Origin of the sequence: Paraburkholderia diazotrophica, assembly GCF_900108945.1 — a bacterium.
GTDB lineage: Bacteria > Pseudomonadota > Gammaproteobacteria > Burkholderiales > Burkholderiaceae > Paraburkholderia > Paraburkholderia diazotrophica.
In genome coordinates, this window is record NZ_FNYE01000021.1 from 89,382 (window position 1) to 108,421 (window position 19,040).

At 63.9% G+C, this 19,040-nt stretch carries 11 protein-coding genes; 8 read left to right on the top strand and 3 right to left on the bottom strand.

What is annotated here, in order from left to right:
• The first annotated feature begins 276 nt into the window (after positions 1 to 276).
• The 4 genes from BMW76_RS24430 (at position 277) to BMW76_RS24445 (ending at position 5,132) form a co-directional block, all read left to right on the top strand.
• A complete protein-coding gene (locus tag BMW76_RS24430) occupies positions 277 to 1,266 on the top strand; it encodes a DedA family protein/thiosulfate sulfurtransferase GlpE (protein ID WP_090869855.1) in 990 nt (329 codons plus the stop codon).
• Positions 1,267 to 1,325: 59 nt separating this feature from the next.
• Entirely contained in the window at positions 1,326 to 3,032 is a 1,707-nt protein-coding gene (locus BMW76_RS24435) for an FAD-dependent oxidoreductase (RefSeq protein WP_090869857.1), read from the top strand.
• A 472-nt stretch (positions 3,033 to 3,504) separates the two neighbouring features.
• The gene (locus BMW76_RS24440; RefSeq protein WP_090869859.1) at positions 3,505 to 3,786 is read left to right on the top strand and encodes a hypothetical protein; all 282 of its coding nucleotides are present in this window, start codon (positions 3,505 to 3,507) and stop codon (positions 3,784 to 3,786) included.
• A gap of 128 nt (positions 3,787 to 3,914) precedes the next feature.
• Positions 3,915 to 5,132: a winged helix-turn-helix domain-containing protein gene (locus BMW76_RS24445; RefSeq protein WP_090869860.1), complete on the top strand. Its 1,218-nt coding sequence runs from the start codon at positions 3,915 to 3,917 to the stop codon at positions 5,130 to 5,132.
• A gap of 19 nt (positions 5,133 to 5,151) precedes the next feature.
• Here BMW76_RS24445 and BMW76_RS24450 read toward each other — a convergent pair whose 3' ends face one another.
• The 3 genes from BMW76_RS24450 to BMW76_RS24460 all read right to left on the bottom strand — a co-directional run bounded on the left by BMW76_RS24450 (position 5,152) and on the right by BMW76_RS24460 (position 7,220).
• A complete protein-coding gene (locus BMW76_RS24450; protein WP_177200478.1) occupies positions 5,152 to 5,763 on the bottom strand; it encodes a LysE family translocator in 612 nt (203 codons plus the stop codon).
• 139 nt (positions 5,764 to 5,902) lie between these two features.
• Positions 5,903 to 6,160 (bottom strand): hypothetical protein, encoded by a 258-nt coding sequence (locus tag BMW76_RS24455; RefSeq protein WP_090869862.1) that lies wholly within the window; start codon positions 6,158 to 6,160, stop codon positions 5,903 to 5,905.
• 160 nt (positions 6,161 to 6,320) lie between these two features.
• On the bottom strand, positions 6,321 to 7,220 hold the full coding sequence (locus BMW76_RS24460) for a DMT family transporter (RefSeq protein ID WP_090869864.1): 900 nt from the start codon (positions 7,218 to 7,220) through the stop codon (positions 6,321 to 6,323).
• A 159-nt stretch (positions 7,221 to 7,379) separates the two neighbouring features.
• On the opposite strand from BMW76_RS24460, the gene BMW76_RS24465 reads away from it, so the two are divergent.
• The 4 genes from BMW76_RS24465 (at position 7,380) to imm45 (ending at position 18,994) form a co-directional block, all read left to right on the top strand.
• Positions 7,380 to 8,303, top strand: a complete 924-nt coding sequence (locus tag BMW76_RS24465) for a helix-turn-helix domain-containing protein (RefSeq protein ID WP_407669020.1) — start codon at positions 7,380 to 7,382, stop codon at positions 8,301 to 8,303.
• A 230-nt stretch (positions 8,304 to 8,533) separates the two neighbouring features.
• Entirely contained in the window at positions 8,534 to 9,658 is a 1,125-nt protein-coding gene (locus tag BMW76_RS24470; RefSeq protein ID WP_090869868.1) for an aminotransferase, read from the top strand.
• 298 nt (positions 9,659 to 9,956) lie between these two features.
• Positions 9,957 to 18,674: a two-partner secretion domain-containing protein gene (locus BMW76_RS24475; RefSeq protein ID WP_090869870.1), complete on the top strand. Its 8,718-nt coding sequence runs from the start codon at positions 9,957 to 9,959 to the stop codon at positions 18,672 to 18,674.
• On the top strand, positions 18,671 to 18,994 hold the full coding sequence (gene imm45, locus BMW76_RS24480; protein WP_090869872.1) for an Imm45 family immunity protein: 324 nt from the start codon (positions 18,671 to 18,673) through the stop codon (positions 18,992 to 18,994). The genes BMW76_RS24475 and imm45 overlap by 4 nt, the downstream gene beginning before the upstream one ends.
• The last annotated feature ends 46 nt before the right edge of the window (positions 18,995 to 19,040 follow it).

A 19,040-nucleotide genomic window follows, 5' to 3' on the forward strand; every position in this document is an offset into this window, starting at 1 on the left:
CTTCACAAAGAGCGCGCGGCGTCCGTATCACGAGCGCCGCGCCTCTTGTTTTTCCCGCAGTCGCCCTCACGTTGAACGCTCCGCCGAACGTCGGATGACGCTCGACGGGCGCGCCGGACGCTTCCTCTGGAAGCTCGCGGCGGCACGAGTTTTCCTCTTTCCCGCAGTATCCTCGGCGCAGACCGCACCTCTCTTGCACGCGGTGAAAATGCGTCCATAATCGTTGAGTCCAAACCCACGTCGTATTCCGGTCCGAACGGCCGCGAAAGTAAGCCGATGCTACATGATCTCGTCGAGCAGTACGGGCCTGCCATCGTATTCGCCAATGTGCTCGCCGCGTCGATCGGGCTGCCCGTGCCCGCGATGCCTTCTCTCGTGCTGTTCGGCGCGATGGCCGCCATGCATCCTGGCTCGATCGGCGTGCAGGTGGTGCCCGTGCTCGTGCTCGCCGTGTTCGCCACGCTGATCGGCGACAGCGCCTGGTTCGCGGCCGGCCGCATCTACGGTGGCAACACGCTGAAAACGCTGTGCAAGCTGTCGCTATCGCGCGATACCTGCGTGAAGAAGACGGAGCGTTTCTTCGGCCGCTGGGGCGTTCGCGTGCTCGCCGTCGCCAAGTTCGTGCCGGGGCTGTCGATCGTCTCCATTCCGATGGCGGGCGCAATGGGCACGCCGTACCGCATGTTCCTCGCGTACGACAGCATCGGCGCGACGCTGTGGTCGGGCCTTGGCCTCGTGCTCGGCGTCGTGTTCGCGCAGCAGATCGACATGCTGTTCGCCGGTGCAAGCCGCCTCGGCAAGATGACGGCCGTCGTCGTCGCGGTGCTGCTGGCCATTTATTGCGCGTATCGCTGGTATCGGCGCCGTCAGCTGATCAGGAAGCTCGCGACCGCGCGCATGGATGTCGACGAACTGTACAAGCTGATGCTCGACAAGCGTTCGCCCGTGCTGTTCGATATCCGCTCGCAGGAAAAGCGCAAGCTCGATCCGTTCGTGATCCCCGGCTCGGTGTTCGCCGACGAACGCCAGCTGAACGAAATCGTCACGAAGTATCCGCACGACCAGAAGCTCGTGATCTATTGCTCGTGCCCGAACGAAGTGTCGGCGGCATGGATGGCGAAGCAGTTGACGGAGGCCGGCTTCAGCGATGTCCTGCCGTTGCGCGGCGGCCTCGATGCATGGCGCGACGCGGGCCGGCAGCTCGAGCCGCTCGCGGAAGAACCGGAGCCGACGGTCGCCGTCGGCATCACGCCGAAAACAGTCTGAACGACAACGACATCGGCTGCGACCCGACCTGGCGCGCGGCCTTGAAAGGAGCGAAACCGATGGGTGTCACGCGAGAGGGCGAAGACTCGCAGCATGTCGTGATCAATGACGCACCGTTCTCGATGCTTTCGACGCGGCGTCATCAGATGTTCCCCGAACTCCAGCCGGACGAAATCAAGCGCCTGTGCAAGTTCGGCGAACGGCGCCACTTCGAACCGGGCGAGATGCTGTTTCGCACGGGCGAGCGGGGGCCGGGCATGTTCGTGTTGCTGTCGGGCGCGGTCAAGCTGTATCAGCGCGACGGCCTCGGGCGCGAGCACCTGATCAACGTGCATCACAAGGGCTCGTTTCTCGCCGAAGTCGGCCAGTTGTCGGGCAAGCCGGCGCTCGTCGACGGCATGGCGCTCGAAGCCGGCGAAGGCCTGCTGATCGCGCCGGAGCGGCTGCGCGCGCTGATCGTCGCGGAAGCCGAACTGGGCGAGCGCATCATGCGCGCGCTGATCCTGCGCCGCGTCGGGCTGATCGAGAAAGGCGCGGGCGGGCCGATCATCGTCGGCAAGAGCAACGACCGGCGGCTCGTGTCGCTGCAAGGCTTCCTGTCGCGCAACGGTCATCCGCATACTGTGCTCGACGAGCGCGACGAAGACGGGCTGCGCATCATCGAGCAGTTCGCGGCGGGCCCCAACGACATGCCGCTCGTGATCTGCCCGGACGGCTCCGTGCTGCGCCATCCGAGCGACCCCGAGCTGGCGACGTGCCTCGGCCTGATCCCCGATCTCGATTCGGAATTCGTGTACGACGTGGCCATCGTCGGCGCGGGCCCGGCCGGGCTGGCGACAGCCGTGTATGCGGCGTCGGAGGGGCTCTCGGTGATCGTGCTCGACGGCCGCGCGCCCGGCGGGCAGGCTGGCGCGAGCTCGCGCATCGAGAACTATCTCGGCTTTCCGACGGGCATCTCCGGCCAGGCGCTCGCGGGCCGCGCGTTCGTGCAGGCGCAGAAGTTCGGCGCGCACGTCGCCATTCCCGTCAGGGTCAAGTCGCTGCATTGCGACGAGCGTCCGTACCGGCTCGAACTCGCGTGCCAGGGCAGCATCCGCGCGCACTCGATCGTCATCGCGAGCGGCGCGGTGTACCGGCGCCCGGAGATCGAAGGCATCGATCACTTCGACGGACGCGGCATCTACTACTGGGCCTCGCCCGTCGAAGCGAAGCTCTGCAAGCACGAAGAGATCGTGCTCGTCGGCGGCGGCAACTCGGCGGGCCAGGGCATCGTGTATCTGGCTTCGCACGCGAAGCACATTCACGTGCTGATCCGGCGCAGCGGCTTCGAAGCGACGATGTCGCGCTATCTGATCGATCGGATCGCGTCGCTGCCCAATGTCACCGTCTATCCGGGCACGGAGATCGGCTGGCTCGAAGGCAACGAGGCCGGGCTCGCGCAGGTCGGTTTGAAGCGTCCATGCGCGGACGGCCGCGACCGTTTCGATTCGCGGCATCTGTTCCTCTTTACCGGCGCCGATCCGAACACGGACTGGCTGCGCACCTGCGGTGTCGAACTGGACGCGAAGGGCTTCGTGATCACGGGCGCGAATTCGGCGTGCGATCTGACCACGTCCGTCGAAGGCGTCTATGCGATCGGCGATGTGCGCGCGGGATCGACGAAGCGCGTCGCGGCTGCCGTCGGCGAAGGCGCGCAGGTCGTCGCGCAAATCCATCAGATGCTCGCGGAGCGCGCGGGCGAAACGGTCGTCGCGCTCGGCGCCTGATTCTTCCTCACTCCTCTGTCCTGCACCGGCTGGCGCGTCTTACCGCGCGGGCCGGTCGCGCCTTTCGCGGCGGGCATCGTGCCCGCCCCGCTTACCGGTCGTTACATTCGCGACCGTCTGCTTGCACCTGTGATTCTTTCTGCTTCGTAATATTAAGTTAGCGCCCCGTCAGAAACGCGCGGTCACTTCGGGCGCCGTCGACGGGGTTTTGCGAGCGTTGCATGCGACGCGAGTGGGGGCTCTGCATGGGGCTGGAGTAAGCGCTAAAGCACTAATTCCAGCCGACAGCTAAAGCGCCAACTCGGGTCGACCGCTCTGCGTGGGACCAGAGTAAGTGCTCTGCATGGGGCTGGAGTAAGCGCTGAAGCACTAACTCCAGCCGACAGCTAAAGCGCCAACTCTGGTCGACCGCTCTGCGTGGGACCAGAGTAAGGCGCTAAAGCGCCAACTCTGGTCGACAAAGGAGGACAGTATGAGCAAACGTGCGATCGTATTGGCAGCCGTCGGTCTCGCGGCGGCGTGCGCATCGACGGCGGCTGTGGCACATGTCGGTGTCGGCGTCTATCTGGGCCCGCCCGTCTACGGGCCGCCGCCCGTCTACTACGCGCCCCCGCCACCCGTGTACTACGCGCCGCCACCGCCCGTCTATTACGGCGGCTATCGAGGCGACTACTGGCGCGGCCCGCGCTGGTACGGGCATGATCACTGGCGTCATCGCGGCTGGGAAAGGCATCACGGTTACGGACGCTGGTGACGTCGGCGGGCGGGCAGACGGGCTGAAGATGCAACCCGCCCGTACGTTTTCACCGATCACGCTACAGTAGCGGAAGTCCGGTATGGCGCGAGTCCATGCCGCCGCTCGGCCCGTCACGACATTAAAGTGTGATCGCTCTCCCTCTTTCCGCCGCCCGCACGCTGCATCTGACCGCCCAAGGTCTGCTCACGCCGCCGCGCCGCAAGGCGACCAAAGCCGATGTGCTCGACGCGATCCGGCAGATGGCGCAACTGCAGATCGACACGATTCACGTCGTCGCGCGCAGTCCGTACCTGGTGCTATTCAGCCGGCTCGGGCCGTATCAGCCGCAATGGCTCGACGAACATCTGGCGGAAGGCCGGCTCTTCGAATACTGGTCGCACGAGGCGTGTTTTCTGCCCATCGAGGACTACGGCCTGATGCGTCATCGGATGCTCGATCCGTCCGACATGGGCTGGAAATACGCCGCCGACTGGCACGCGCAGTACCGCACGGACATCGACAGACTGCTCGCGCAGATTCGCGCGACGGGGCCGGTGCGCTCGGCGGATTTCGCGCGCGAAGCGGGCAAAGGCAATGGCTGGTGGGACTGGAAGCCGGAGAAGCGGCATCTCGAAGTGCTGTTCGCGATCGGCGAGCTGATGGTCGCCGAGCGACGCAATTTCCAGCGCGTCTACGATGTGACAGAGCGCGTGCTGCCGCACTGGAACGATGCGCGCGATCTGCAATCCGCCGATGCCGTCGCACAAGAACTGCTGCGGCGCAGTTGCCGCGCGCTCGGCGTCGTGCGCGCGGACTGGGTCGCCGACTATTACCGGATGCCGCGCCGCCCCTACGTCGACGCGCTCAACCGGCTGGCCGACGAGGGCGAACTGACGCCCGCGCGCGTCGACGGCTGGAAACAGGACACGTTCGTGCATCGCGACCTCGCGCCGCTCATCGACGATGCGTCGAACGGCAAGCTGGCATCGACGGTCACAACGATGCTCTCGCCGTTCGATCCCGTCGTCTGGGACCGCAAGCGCGTCGCCGCGCTGTTCGATTTCGACTACGTGATCGAATGCTACGTGCCCGCTGCAAAGCGCAAGTACGGCTACTACGTGCTGCCCGTCCTGAATCGCGGCAAGCTGATTGGGCGTGTCGATGCGAAGGCGCATCGCGCGAGCGGCGTATTCGAAGTGAAGTCGCTGCACCTGGAGCCGGGCGTGCGCGTAAGCGGCCGGCTCACGTCGGACTTGCGGCGCGCGCTGCAACGTTGCGCCGACTGGCACGGCACGCCGCAACTGCAGATCACGTCGGCGCCTGACGGCCTCGCTCAAGCGCTCGCCGCCACCGACGACGACTGAGCGCGCGCCTTCACAGGGCTCAGTGCAATGCGGCCCACGCGAGCGACAACGAAAACATCCCGAGCACGACGGAAGCGGCGCGCTGCAGCTTCACGGGATCGAGCCACCTGAGCTTGCCGCTGCCGAGCGCCGCGCCGAACGCAATCCACGCGAGCGCGATCGGCAAGAGCAGGCAGGCGAACAACGCCATCGCGAACGCATAGTCCGCGAGGCTTTCGAAAGCGATCGGCGGAAAGATCGTGCCCGCGAACAGCAAGGCCTTCGGATTGAGCAGCGTCGCGACGAAGAGCGCGCGCGGTCCATTCGCCGGCGCCATCGAATCAGGCAACGCGACGGCCGCGCGCCACATGTCGATCGCGAGATACGCGATGTAAAGACCGCTCGCGATGCGCAACACCGAAGGCAGCCACGGCAGCGTATGCGATGCGCGGGCGAGAAAGCAGCCCCATGTGGAAATCGACACGAAATAGCCGGCCAGTTCCGCGCCGATCAGCGGCAACGAGCGGCGCGCGCCCTGGCGCAAGCCGGCGGCTGCAAGCAGCGTATTCGTGGGGCCAGGCGTGATCAGCACGACGACGATGCCGAGCGCGAGCATCACTGCGTCGCGAAGGGAAACCAGCGAGGAAAGCATCAGGAGAAGATAGGCGGTTCGAAACGAGCGCCCTTTGTATCACAGGCGCACGACGATGCCGAAATCCTGTGACCACATGTTGCAGGCGAAGCATGCGGCGCCAGTGACGCGCCACATGCATGCCGTGGAAGCCAGGCCGTCAGCGGTCGAGCTTGACCCGCAATTCGCGTGCCGTTTCGAGCAGACCTTCGTAGCCGGAACGCGCATGTTCCGGCAGATCCGGATCGCCAACCAGCGCGCCCAGCGTTTCGATCAGGCTGTAGAGAATGCCGCGCGCCGCGCTCACGGCAATGTTGCCCGACGACACCATTTGATCCACATGTGTCACGGCTGCATCGAGGTGTTCGAGGTCCGGCTGTTCGCCAGTCTTCTGCTTGTCCGGATCATCGCGCGTCATGATGAATCGTCGCTCCTGTTCTGACATCGTGAAGGAATCGGTACTGTTGTTATATACCCATCGCGCACAGCCGTCCATTCGCACAGACGGCATGCATCGGCGCGTATATGTTCGACTGACGGCGGTCAACGCCGGTTCACTCCACGTCCCCGATGAAGCCTCACGCGGCGCGGGCACGCCGCACGAAGAACCGCCGCGTCACGCCGAACGCAACGAGATTGCCTGCCACGACCAGCACGAGCCCGATGACGGCAAGCGCCGACCATCGATAACCTTCGAACACCGTCGATACCGCAAGCGCGACGAACGGAAACAGCACCGTGCAATACGCGGCGCGCTCGGGCCCGATGCGGCCGACGAGCATCAGATACGCAGTGAAGCCGATCACCGAGCCCGGCACGGCAAGATAGATGAGCGCGCCGAGATAACGCGCGTCCGCTTCGAGCGCCAAAGGCAAGCCGGCGGCGAGGCTGCCGAGCGTCAGCACGCCCGCGCCGATCAGCATCGCCCAACTGTTCGTGACGATGGGATGCAGGCCCATCGACTGCATGCGGCTCGACAGCAGATTGCCCGCCGAGAAGCACATCGTCCCCGCGAACGCGACGGCAAGACCGAGCCATGCCGCGTGATCGCCGAGGTGCCCCGCCATCTGTTGCAGCGACAGGCACACGATGCCCGCAAGCCCGAGCACCGCGCCGACGATCGCCGTCGGCTGCAACGGACGGCCCATGAAAAGCCGCCCGTTGAGCGAGTTCAGCAGCGGCGCCGTCGAAAACACGACAGCAACGAGACCGCTGGGCACGACGCTTTCCGCGTAGTAGAAGCACAGGAAGTTCACGCAAAAGAGCGCGAGCCCCTGTGCCGCCAGAAAGCGCCACGCGGCGCGCGGCGGCCACACAGGACGGCGCATCAACTTGAGCAGCGCGAATAGCACGATTGCCGCGAGCCAGAAACGGCAGGCAATCGACACGGGCGCCGGCACGACGCCAAGCTGCCACTTGATCGCGATCCAGGTAGTGCCCCAGATCAGCACGGTCACGACATAAAGGAAGAGATTCATCGCCAGTGGGTCAAACAATACGGTCTACGGTCCGCCCGACTATGGGCCAGCGAGGGTCCGTTCGATTGTCCAGAATTGCGCACTTTCGAGCGGCCAGCGAAGGCGCAACGCACGAGGCCCTATACTTGTCGAACGACGCCTCATCCGTTTCAGCCCCTCATTCACGTGAACATTTCACCCATCACCACGACCGACCCCGCCGATCCGCCGTTCGGCCTGCATTCGGTCTGCCAGACGCTCAGCGAGTCGAATGCAACGCTCGAGCGTTTCGCATGGCTCGGCGACAAGCTGGCCATCGCGATCTGGACGCGTGAGACCAAAGAGGCCGAGACGGTCTACGATCAGCCCGGCCATCACACGCTTTCGTGCTATCTGAACGGCGGCTATCGCACCGAGCGCCAAAAGCTGCCGGGGCGCTACGGCGCGCCGAGCCGCTTGTGCGCGTTGCCCGGCGATCACGAATCGCGCTGGTGGGTGCGCGGCCACATGCACTTCATGCATCTGTATTTCCTGCCCGAGCACTTCACGCAGCGCGCGATCCGCGAACTCGACCGCGAGCCGCGCGAACTGACGCTGGCCGATCGCACATACTTCGAGGACGAGCGCATTTCGAGCCTGTGCCAGTCGCTCGCAAACGACGCCTGGGACGACGCCGACGGCCGCTTGCGTGCAAACGAAACGTCGCACGAAGTGTTGAGCCTGCTGTTGCGCTCGCAGGGTGTGAACCGCACGGACGCTGTGCTCAAAGGCGGTCTTGCCGTCGCGACGCGTCGCCGTCTGCGCGATTACATCGATACGAATCTGACGCAACCGCTCACGCTCGGCGAGCTGGCCGCGGTTGCGAACCTCTCCGAATTTCATCTCGCGCGGATGTTCCGCACGTCGTTCGGTCTGCCGCCGCACGCGTGGATCGCGCGGCAAAGACTTGAACGCGCGCGTACGCTGCTGCGCTCGACGGCGATGCCGCTCGCCGAGATCGCGACGCAATGCGGCTACGCGAACGCGAGCCACTTCAGCCACCGGTTCCGTCAAGGCACCGGCGTGTCGCCCGCCGTCTATCGACAGGCTCTGCGCGCAGGCTGAAGCTTCGCGCCTCTTTCGGGCGTACCCTTTTTCCCCTGGCTTTTTCTTCGGTGAACGCGTTGAGCGCGATGTCTTCTGACGCGCGCTCATCCTCGTCGAGGCTGCTCGCTGACTTGATGGACCTCGCCTGTCCATTTGAGACAAAATAGTCTATAGTCGACACGAGCCCGCGCTGTGCACGCCACATTTGCCGCGCCCCATGCCACTGCTTTCATTCGAGGACAGAACTCATGCAAATCAGGGAATTCGGAGTCGAACGCTGGATGGATCTCTACGAGAACCATTGCGAGCTGAATCTGGCGGAAACGTGTGTGGAATCACTGACGGTCGGCGAACTGCTGAAGATCGCGGGCAAGGAAGACGCACTGCTCGGCGAGATTTTGCCGATGAAGCTGACGTATGGCGCGATCGACGGCACCGAGCGGCTGCGCAGCAATGTCGCGTCCCTGTATGAGAAGCAGCGTGTGCCGAACGTGCTGATCACGCATGGCGCAATCAGCGCGAACGCACTGGTCTACGAAACGCTCGTCGAACCCGGCGATCATGTGATCTCGGTGTTGCCCACGTATCAGCAGCACTATTCGATTCCCGAGAGCTACGGCGCGAAAGTCGACGTTCTGCGTTTGCGCGAGGAAAACGCGTTCCTGCCCGATCTCGACGAACTGAAGCGCATGGTAACGCCGACGACGCGCATCATCGCAATCAACAATCCGAACAACCCGACGGGTTCGTTGATGGACCGCGCGTTCCTCGAACAGATCGCGCAGATCGCGCGTTCATGTGGCGCCTATATGCTCTGTGACGAGGTGTATCGCGGCACCGATCAGGACGGCAACGGCTTCACAGCGTCGATCGCGGATGTCTACGAAAAAGGCATCAGCACTGGCAGCATGTCGAAGACGTGGTCACTCGCGGGCTTGCGCATGGGCTGGATTGCCGCGCCTGTCGAGATCATCGAGCGAGTGCGGATTCATCGCGACTACAACACGATCAGCGTCGGCATGCTCAACGATCTGCTCGCGTCGATCGCGCTCGAAAACCGCGCGGCGATTCTCGAACGCAATCACGGCATCCTGCGCTCGAATCTCGCGCTGCTCGACGCGTGGATCGCGAAAGAGCCGCTGGTGTCCTGGGTCAAGCCGAAGTCGGGCACGACGGCGCTGATGCGCGTCGATATCGATATGCCGTCGCGCGATTTCTGCGTCGTGCTGCTCGAAAAGACGGGCGTGATGTTCACGCCGGGCAGCGCGCTCGATGTGGAAGGTTATGTGCGCATCGGCTATGCGAACAATCGCGATGTGCTGGTTGCGGGGCTTGCGAAGGTGTCCGAGTTTTTGCGGGATGTCGCGCGTTGAGATCTTTGATCGTTAGTTCGCCTCGCCTTTCGCTGGCATCGGCGCAGGCGCCTACTGGTGCAGGCATCGCTGCATAGCCCGCCAGGCTCGCAAGTCCAGTGGATTGAATATTGCAATTGAGCCCGCCCCAAAATGCGGGCTTTTTTGTTTGTTAGACAGACTTTTAGCAAGCTGCAATCGAAAGAGTTCTATTTGTCGCAAAGCGTTGCGCTCGTGCGCGCAATGACAAACCTTGACAGAACTGATGTGGGTATTCGACTAGGGTTACGGGTTTGATTTATCTGTAATCCATAAGAATATGAACGACAGGTCGTACCGGCTGATCTACAGCCGGATTCGCGGGATGCTCGTGGCCGTCGAGGAAACCGCAACCGCCACGGGAAAATCGGGCGAGACGCGCGCTACAGGCTGCGTATCGGACGGACTGGTGACGAGCTTGCAGCTTCGCAGTCTGGTCGCGCTGCTGATGACCGTCGCGCCACTGCTTGCGTTCGGGCAGATCGTGCCGGGCGGCGCGCACGCGCCTGGCGTCATCACGACGCAGAACGGTATCCCGCAGGTGAACATCAACAAACCCTCGGGCTCGGGCGTGTCGATGAACACCTACAACCAGTTCGACGTGTCGAACCGGGGCGCGATACTGAACAACTCGCCGACGATCGCGAACACGCAGCTTGCCGGCTATATCAATGGCAATCCGAATTACGGGCCGAGCGATTCGGCTCGGGTGATCGTCAACCAGGTCAACAGCAGCGCGGCCAGCCAGATAAACGGCTACGTCGAGGTAGCGGGCCAGAAGGCGGACGTGATTATCGCGAATCCGTCGGGCCTGTCCATTAACGGCGGCGGCTTCATCAACACGTCACGCGCGACCCTCACGACGGGCACGCCGAACTTCGCGTCGGACGGTTCCGTGTCGGGGTTCGGCGTGGCCCACGGCAACATCACCGTGCAGGGTGCGGGGTTCAATGCGTCGAACGTCGATCAGGTTGACCTGCTCGCGAGAGCCGTACAGGTCAACGCCGCGATCTACGCGAAGAACCTGAACGTCATCACGGGCGCGAACAACGTCGACTATGCGTCGCTGAACGCCACACCTATCGCGGGCAACGGTCCCGCGCCTGGTGTGTCCATCGACGTGAGCAACCTGGGCGGCATGTATGCAAACCGGATCTGGCTGGTGGGCACGGAGAACGGTGTCGGTGTCTCGAACAGCGGCGTGCTCGCAGCACAGGCGGGCGACCTGATCCTGACGACACAGGGCAAGCTCGTGCTCGCGGGACAGACGAACGCAAGCGGCAACATCACGGCGAGCGCGCGCGATGGCATCGACAACAGCGGCACGACCTACGCGCAGCAGAACGTCAGCGCGAACGCGTCGGGCGCGCTCATCAACAGCGGCACACTCGCCGCACAGCAGAACACGACTGTCAGCGCGGGCAGCATCGCATCGACGGGCACGCTCGGCGCCGGCGTGAACAGCGACGGCACGATTGCGAACGGAGGCGACCTGTCCGTTTTCGCGAGCGGCACAGTCACGGCAACCGGCCGCAACGAAGGCGGCGGCAACACGACGATACAGGGCGCGTCAGTCAGTCTCGCGAGCAGCAACACGTCGGCGAACGGCGCGCTTGCATTGACCGCGAGCGGCGGCGACCTGAACCTCGCTGGCGCGACGACGACGGCAGGCGACACGCTCAACGCGAACGCAGCAGGCACCCTGACGAACGACGCGGGTAACCTGTCAAGCGGCGCGGCGATGCAGGTATCGGCGGCGAGTGTCTCGAATGCGGGCGGCCAGATCGTTTCGGGCTCGACGCTCGGGCTCACTACGGCGGGCGCACTCGGCAATGGTCAGGGCGTGATCCAGTCGGCAGCGGGCACGATCGTGAACGCGGGCTCGCTCGACAATACCGGCGGCCGCATCGTATCGCTCAACAGCGACGGGATGACGCTCACGACGACGGGCGCGCTCGTTAATGGCGCGGGCGGTACGATCGGCACGAACGGCGCACTGAACCTGAACGCGGGCACGCTTGCAAACCAGGGGCAAGTGAGCGCAGCGGGCAATGCGACCATACGCGCGCAATCCATCGACAATCACGCGGGCAGCATGATGGCGGGCGGCGCGCTCAATGCTTCGTCGAACGGTGCGCTGAACAACGTGGGCGGCGTGATATCCGGTTCCGCGACAGCCGTCTCGGGCTCGTCGATTGACAACACAACCGGCGACATCGAGGGCAACACTCTCGCCGTCGCAACACCCGGCGACCTCGTCAATCGCGGCGGCCATATCACGCAGTACGGGACGGTGAGCCAGACCGTGAGCGCGGGCGGCTCGCTCGACAATACGGGCGGCACGATCGCATCGAACGCGAACAGCATGAGCCTGTCGGCACAGACAATCATCAACGACAACGGTACGGTTCAGCATGCGGGCTCGGGCTCGCTCGCGATCAACGCAACGGGCGCGATGTCCAACGTCGCGGGCAAGGTGCAGACGAATGGCGCGCTCGTCGTCAGCGCCGCGAGCCTTGACAACACCAGCGGCACGCTCACCGCGCAACAGGTCGCACAGGTCAATGCGGCCTCCGGCATCGTGAACCGCGGCGGCACGATGTACGGCGGCAATGGCCTGACCGTCACCACTCAGGGCGACATCGACAGCACAAACGGCTCGATGCAGACGGCGGGCGATCTGTCCGTTTCGGGCCATATGGTTTCGAACGTCATGGGTACGATGAGCGCCAACGGCGCACACAGTGCGCTCGATGTATCGGCGGCGAGCCTCGACAACTCGGCAGGCAAGCTGACCAACGCGGGCGACGGCGCGACAACCGTATCGTCGCTGTCGTCCGTGTTCAACAATGGCGGCACACTCGGCGGCAACGGCGATGTAACGCTCTCAGGCAGTGATCTTGAGAACGTGGACGGTATGGTCATCGCAGGCGGCGCGGCCAACCTGAACACGTTGCGCGTCAACAATGTAAACGGCCTGGTCTATGGCGGCACGGCGCTGAACCTGAACCAGCCGAATGCGGTCGTGAACAACAACAACGGCGCGATCCTCGGCGGACAGGATGTGTCGGTCAAGGTGGGGACGCTGCTGAACCCTGGCGGCTCGATCCGCGCGAACCGCGATGTCAAGGTGAGCGGCGCGATATCGGGCGATGGCGAGATCATCGCGGGACGCAACCTGTCGCTGGCCGTCAACGGCGACTACACGAACGACGCGGCGAACAACCTGCACGCGGACGGCGACATGAGCGTGAGCGCCACGGGCACGCTCTCCAACACGGGGACGCTCGCCGCCAACGGCGCGCTCACGGCAACGGCCGCGAACGTCGTCAACACGGCAACGGGCGACATCAATTCGTCGAACACGACCGTCAACGCAGCGGGCATCTTGCAGAACGACGGACGTATCGAAGGCGATACCGTCACGACGAACAGCGCGAGCCTTGCCAATACGGGCGCGGTCATCGGCAACGATGTCACGGTCAACGCAAACGACGTGCAGAACACGGGCGCCGCGGCGGTGATCGCCGGCGCGAACAGCGTGCGCATCTACGCGCAGAACGCCGTCACGAACACGAACGGCGCACTGATCTACAGCGCGGGCAATCTGGAAATCGGCAAGGACGGCACGCGCGACAGGTCGGGCATGCTCGCGAACCACGCGGGCACGCTCACGAACAGCGCGGCGACCATCGAGGCGGACGGCGATATCGACATCGCCGCGAACACGGTCAACAACCAGCGCACGGGCGTGCAGACGCAGGCGGGCACGCCGCAGGATGCAGGCTCGACCACGCTGACGATCTGGACAGCGGGCCTGCCCGCCGACGACATGGGGGTCTACTACAGCCTGCTTCATCCCGAGTGGCGATGGAGCGACGGCGCATTGGGCTATGGCGTCGTGGGCCACCTGCTGCACCCGATTACTGTCACCGTGCCGAAAGACCAGGTCACGAACCTCGATACGACCGCACAGTCCTTCTCGCTGACCACACCCATCACCGACACCTACGGCGACCCGATCGTCTTCGCCGGTCAACCGCAGACGCCGCCGCAGACGCGCACCATCACGAACAACCCGAAGCAGTGGTACAACAGCCTCACCGACAACGGCGACGGCACGTATTCGATTGTTTTCTGGCCGGACTTCGACCCGAACAGGAACATCAGGCCGGATCAGGTTCAGACGCGCAACGGCCTGAACAACGACGGCACGCACGACTACGCCGAAATCTCGCGCACGTCCAGCACGACGACCACGACCGACCAGCTCGTGAGCGCGGGCAACGCGGCGACGATCCAGGCGCAAGGCGCAATCCGCATCAACGCGGACAACGGCAGCATCAACAACCAGTCATCGACGATGGCGGCGGGCGGCGACCTGGTACGGCGCGCCAATGGCGGCAGCGTCAACGATACGGGCACGGTGCTCCAGCAGACGGTCGAGCAGGACACGAGTTCGATCTTCTACTGGCACCAGAAAACGGGCGGCAGCAGTTACACCACCGCACCGATATCGGATGGCATCACGCAGTCGACGATTACCGTCGATGCGCTCCCTGCCATTGCCACGTCGAACCAGAACGTCCAGACCGACGCGCAGACCATCACGATCAACTCGGTGAACCGCCAGGGGCAGACGGCTACCGGGTCCGGTGTCACGGGCGGCAGCGCGGATGGCACGCAGACGGCCAGCGTTTCGGGACCGACGGCGGGCAGCGCTCAGGTCAGCAATGCGGCGGGCCAGTCGTCACGTCCGCAGACAGTCGGTGGCGCGACGGGCGGCATACCGAACCTGAAACTGCCGGTGAGCGGCCTGTACAGCTACAACACCGCGCCCGGTGCGACGTACCTCATTGCGACCGATCCGCGTTTCACGCAGTACGCGAATTTCATTTCGAGCGACTACATGCTCGGACAGCTTGGCCTCAATCCGATGGAAGTCGAGAAGCGCCTCGGCGACGGGCTCTACGAGGAAACGCTGATCCGCAATCAGGTCACGCAACTGACGGGCCGCACGTTCCTCGCGGGCTACACCGACAACCTTGACGAATACACGGCGCTGATGAACAGCGGCGTCGCGTATGCGAAGGCGTTCGGGTTGCAGCCCGGCATTGCGCTGACGCCCGCGCAGATGTCGCAACTGACGACCGATATGGTGTGGCTCGTCTCCCAGGACGTGACGCTGCCGGACGGTTCGCATCAGACGGTTCTCGTGCCACAGGTGTATCTCGCGCAGCCGGGCACGGTCGACCTCACCCACAGCGGCGCGCTGGTCGCAGGCAACGCGGTGAACCTGAACGCGAGCGGTGACGTGAACAACAGCGGTCACGTGTCGAGCAATCTCGCGACGACCGTGATCGGCAACAACATCACGAACAGCGGCATCATCGGCAGCGCGGGCACGACGGCCGTTGCAGCCATCCAGGACGTGCGCAACACGAGCGGCCGCATCGGCGGCGGCGATGTCATCGTGCAGGCCGGTCGCGATGTCATCAACGAAACGCAGACAACCCAGGCATCGAAAACGTACAGCGCGGGCAAGCTGACGGGCAGCGTGACGAGTACGGGCGTCGATGCGATCGGCACGATTTCGGCGACGAACAGCGCGACTGTCATCGCGGGCCGCGATGTGAACCTGAACGGCGCACGGGTCCAGGCGGGCGGCGAAGCGGCCATTGCTGCGGGCCGCGATATCAATGCCGGCACGACGACGCTCACCGCCACCAACGATCTCACCAGCCACGACGATCAGTTCGGCTATCACGACTCTGTAAAACAGAACCTGGGCAGCGCCATTGTCGCGGGCGGCAGTGTGACGACCGTATCGGGGCGCGACACGACGCTCACGGATGCGACGGTTCGCTCGGGCGGCGACACGGCGATGATCGCGGGCGGCAGCCTGACCGTGACGGCGGCGAAGGACAAGCATACGCACAGCGAGAAGTCGCTTGCCGACAGCAAGAGCCAGTACACGAGTTCGAGCTACGACGAAGCGGTACAGGGTTCGACTGTCAGCGCGGGGGGCAACATCACGCTTGCAGCCGGTCAGAACCGTAGCGGCAATCTTGCCGTGCTCGGTTCGAGCGTTGCGACGGATGCGAATGGCGGCAGCGTCAAGCTCGTCGCGACGGGCGACGTGACGATTGGCAGTGTCAGCGAGACACACGATGCACAACGCTGGTCGCATGACGAGCATTCGGGCTTCCTGTCGAAAGACACGACAAGGGATGCGGCCAGTTCGCATCAGGTGATCGCGACTGGTTCGACGATATCGGGCGATACGGTCACGGGCGCGGCGGGTCATGACATGACCATCAGCGGGTCGACGGTCGCGGCGACGCATGATGTCACGCTCGCGGCGGGCAACAACCTGTCCGTCAACACGTCGCAGGATACGAGCCAGAGCAGCACACTCCACGAGGCCACGCATTCAGGCCTGGGTGGTACAGGTGGCGCGGCCATCGCGTATGGACACAGCGACCAGAAGGACACGACGCACGACAGCTCGGTGACGAACAATGCGAGTCTGATCGGCAGCACGTACGGCAGTGTTCATCTGTCGGCGGGCAACGACCTGCACGTGACGGGGAGCGACCTGATTGCAGCGCTGAACGTGACGGGCACGGGCGCAAATGTCACTATCGACGCCGCTACGGGCACGACGCACCACGACGAGACGCACGAAGTCAGCAAGAGCGGCTTTACGCTCGGTCTTGCGGGCGGACTGGTTGACCAGATCCAGGGCGCAATAGACCAGGCGCACGCGTCGGGCAACAGTCAGGACTCGCGCGCATCCGCCCTTCACGCGATTGCGTCGGTAGGCGATGCGGCAGCAACTGGCGAATCGCTCGCGGGCGGCAAGCCCGATGTGAAGGTCGAACTCAGCTTTGGCAGCAGCCACAGCAAGAACACATTCACGGAAGACCGCTCGACGCAGACGGGCTCGACCGTAACGGCCGGGGGCACAGCCGCGTTCGCCGCAACAGGCAACGGCACGCCGGGAAGCGGCAACGTGACGATCGCCGGTTCAGACGTGAACGCGAACGACGTGCTGCTTGCCGCGAAGAACAACGTCAATCTCGTCAACACGACGAACACGGACACGACGCACAGCACGAACCAGTCGAGCAGTTCGAGCGTGGGTGTGTCGTATGGCACACAGGGATGGGGTGTCGATGCGTCGATGTCGAAGGCGCACGGCGATGCGAACAGCGACGCCGCGATGCAAAACAACACGCACGTCAACGGCGCGAACAGCGTGACCATTACGTCGGGTGGCGATACGAACGTCATCGGCGCGAACGTGAACGGCAAGCAGGTATCCGTCGATGTGGGCGGCAATCTGAACGTCGCGAGCGTGCAGGACACGATCGTCAGCAACGCGCATCAGGAAAGCTCGGGCGGCGGCGTGAGCATCAGTCAGGGCGGCGGCGGCGCGAACTACAGTTCACTGCACGGCGACGCGCACGGCAACTATGCGGGCGTGAACGAACAGGCCGGAATTCACGCAGGTTCGGGCGGATTCGATGTCAACGTCAAGGGGAATACGGATCTCAAGGGCGCCGTGATCGCGAGTGACGCAGATGCGTCGAAGAACTCGCTGACGACGGGCACACTGACCTGGTCAGACGTGCAGAACCATTCGGACTACAGCGCGTCGAGCAGCGGATTCAGCGCGGGCGCGTCGGTTGGCGCGCCGGCGAAGGGAACGGGCTTGTCGTCGGTCGGCAATGCAGGCGGCGTCACGCCGATGTTGAGCCAGAACGACAGCGGCAGCAGCAGCGCGACGACCGCAAGCGGCATCAGCGCGGGCACGATCAACGTCACGGATGCCGCGCATCAGACGCAGGACGTGGCGAGCCTCAACCGCGACACGTCGAACACTGATGGCACGGTCGCGAAACTGCCGGACGTGAACAATCTGCTGGACAAACAGGCCGACATGATGGGTGCGACCAGCGCAGCGGGTTCGGCCGTCGCGACGCAGATCGGCGCGATTGCAAACGCGAAGCACGACGTAGCGCAAAAGGCCGCGGACCAGGCGAAGGCATCGGGCGATACCGAACTCGCGGCACAGTACCAGGCCGAGGCCGACAAGTGGGACGAAGGCGGCACGTATCGCCTTGCGTTGCACACAGCGGGCGGCGCGCTGATCGCGGGCCTGGGCGGTGGGAGCGCCGTCGGCGGCGCGGTCGGCGCGGGCCTTTCGGCCGCGCTCGCGGGCAAGCTGAACTCACTGGCAGACACGTTCGGCACAGGGGGTGAAGCCGATCCGGGGCTGACGGCGGGCAACGTCGCGGCGAACATCATTGCGGGCGGGATCGGCGGTCTTGTCGGCGGCAACTCGGGCGCGTTCGCGGCGGCGAATGCGGACCTGTATAACCGGAGCAACGGCAACGGCGAAGGCCAAGGTAGCAAGGGAAGCGAGTTCCTCAAAGCTGCTGGAAACGGCGCAGCGGGAGCGTGGAACGGTCTGGTTGGAGTTGCCGAGACTCTAGCCAATCTTCCGAATGGGGGGCCGCTCGCATCGCCTGGTGATCCTGGTTATATCTCGCTGGACGCGGCCCGTTTGACTTATACGCCGGGAGATCAGATCGGCTCGAATGTCGAACTTTTAACAGCTCTGCTCGCCACGAAGAAAATCGGTAAAGGAAGTGTCGCGGAAGCCGACGCAATGACCGTCTCCGAAGCGCGGGCTTTCGAGCAATCTCTCATAGGCCTGCCGCCAGGTGAGCGCGTCGCTCAGGTAAAGCAGACTGCTCAAACAGTAGCAACCGATAACGGTTGGTCGAAGGATTCCCAACTAAGTCGCGTCAACGGGCGCGATGTCTATCGCGCAGACGACGGTACGCTCTATGCCGTCGACTCGCAGCATGGGCGCTTTGAAGTAGTTAATGGCAAAACAGGGGCGCACATGGGTGAAGTGAGTATGATCGATTTGACACCGACCAAACCGGCCGACACATCAGGCCGCCACGATTTGAGGGTGAAATGACGAACTGGAAAAAACTGGTTGACCGCTCAGAGTCGGAATTGCAACGCGGTACTTTGTTGCGCTTTCCTGCCGGGCACCCCTTCGAAGGCAATGTAGTGATGATGGTCTGCGAATCACCGGACAAATCTGGCTTGGGGCTTATTACGATCACCGGGTACAAAGCTGGCATTAACTGTTACGTCGGTTTTCCCAAGGAAGCAGGAACGGCAACTTTGTCGGTCGAATGGATCGTTAATAACTGGCGTCTCTGGGTTTGGCCGGACGGTGATGTCGATCACGCTGAATATCGGAATGCTTTGGAAGCAGACGAAATAATCTAAGTGCAGGCTGCGGCCCAACAGCCGCTTGCCGCACCACAGGCAGAAT

Bases quoted from the DNA above. Each gene is read 5' to 3' on its own strand.
- BMW76_RS24475 (WP_090869870.1), top strand. From the start codon at position 9,957: ATGAACGACAGGTCGTACCGGCTGATCTACAGCCGGATTCGCGGGATG.
- BMW76_RS24470 (WP_090869868.1), top strand. From the start codon at position 8,534: ATGCAAATCAGGGAATTCGGAGTCGAACGCTGGATGGATCTCTACGAG.
- BMW76_RS24435 (WP_090869857.1), top strand. From the start codon at position 1,326: ATGGGTGTCACGCGAGAGGGCGAAGACTCGCAGCATGTCGTGATCAAT.
- imm45 (WP_090869872.1), top strand. From the start codon at position 18,671: ATGACGAACTGGAAAAAACTGGTTGACCGCTCAGAGTCGGAATTGCAA.
- BMW76_RS24455 (WP_090869862.1), bottom strand. From the start codon at position 6,160: ATGACGCGCGATGATCCGGACAAGCAGAAGACTGGCGAACAGCCGGAC.
- BMW76_RS24460 (WP_090869864.1), bottom strand. From the start codon at position 7,220: ATGAATCTCTTCCTTTATGTCGTGACCGTGCTGATCTGGGGCACTACC.
- BMW76_RS24450 (WP_177200478.1), bottom strand. From the start codon at position 5,763: ATGCTTTCCTCGCTGGTTTCCCTTCGCGACGCAGTGATGCTCGCGCTC.
- BMW76_RS24440 (WP_090869859.1), top strand. From the start codon at position 3,505: ATGAGCAAACGTGCGATCGTATTGGCAGCCGTCGGTCTCGCGGCGGCG.
- BMW76_RS24430 (WP_090869855.1), top strand. From the start codon at position 277: ATGCTACATGATCTCGTCGAGCAGTACGGGCCTGCCATCGTATTCGCC.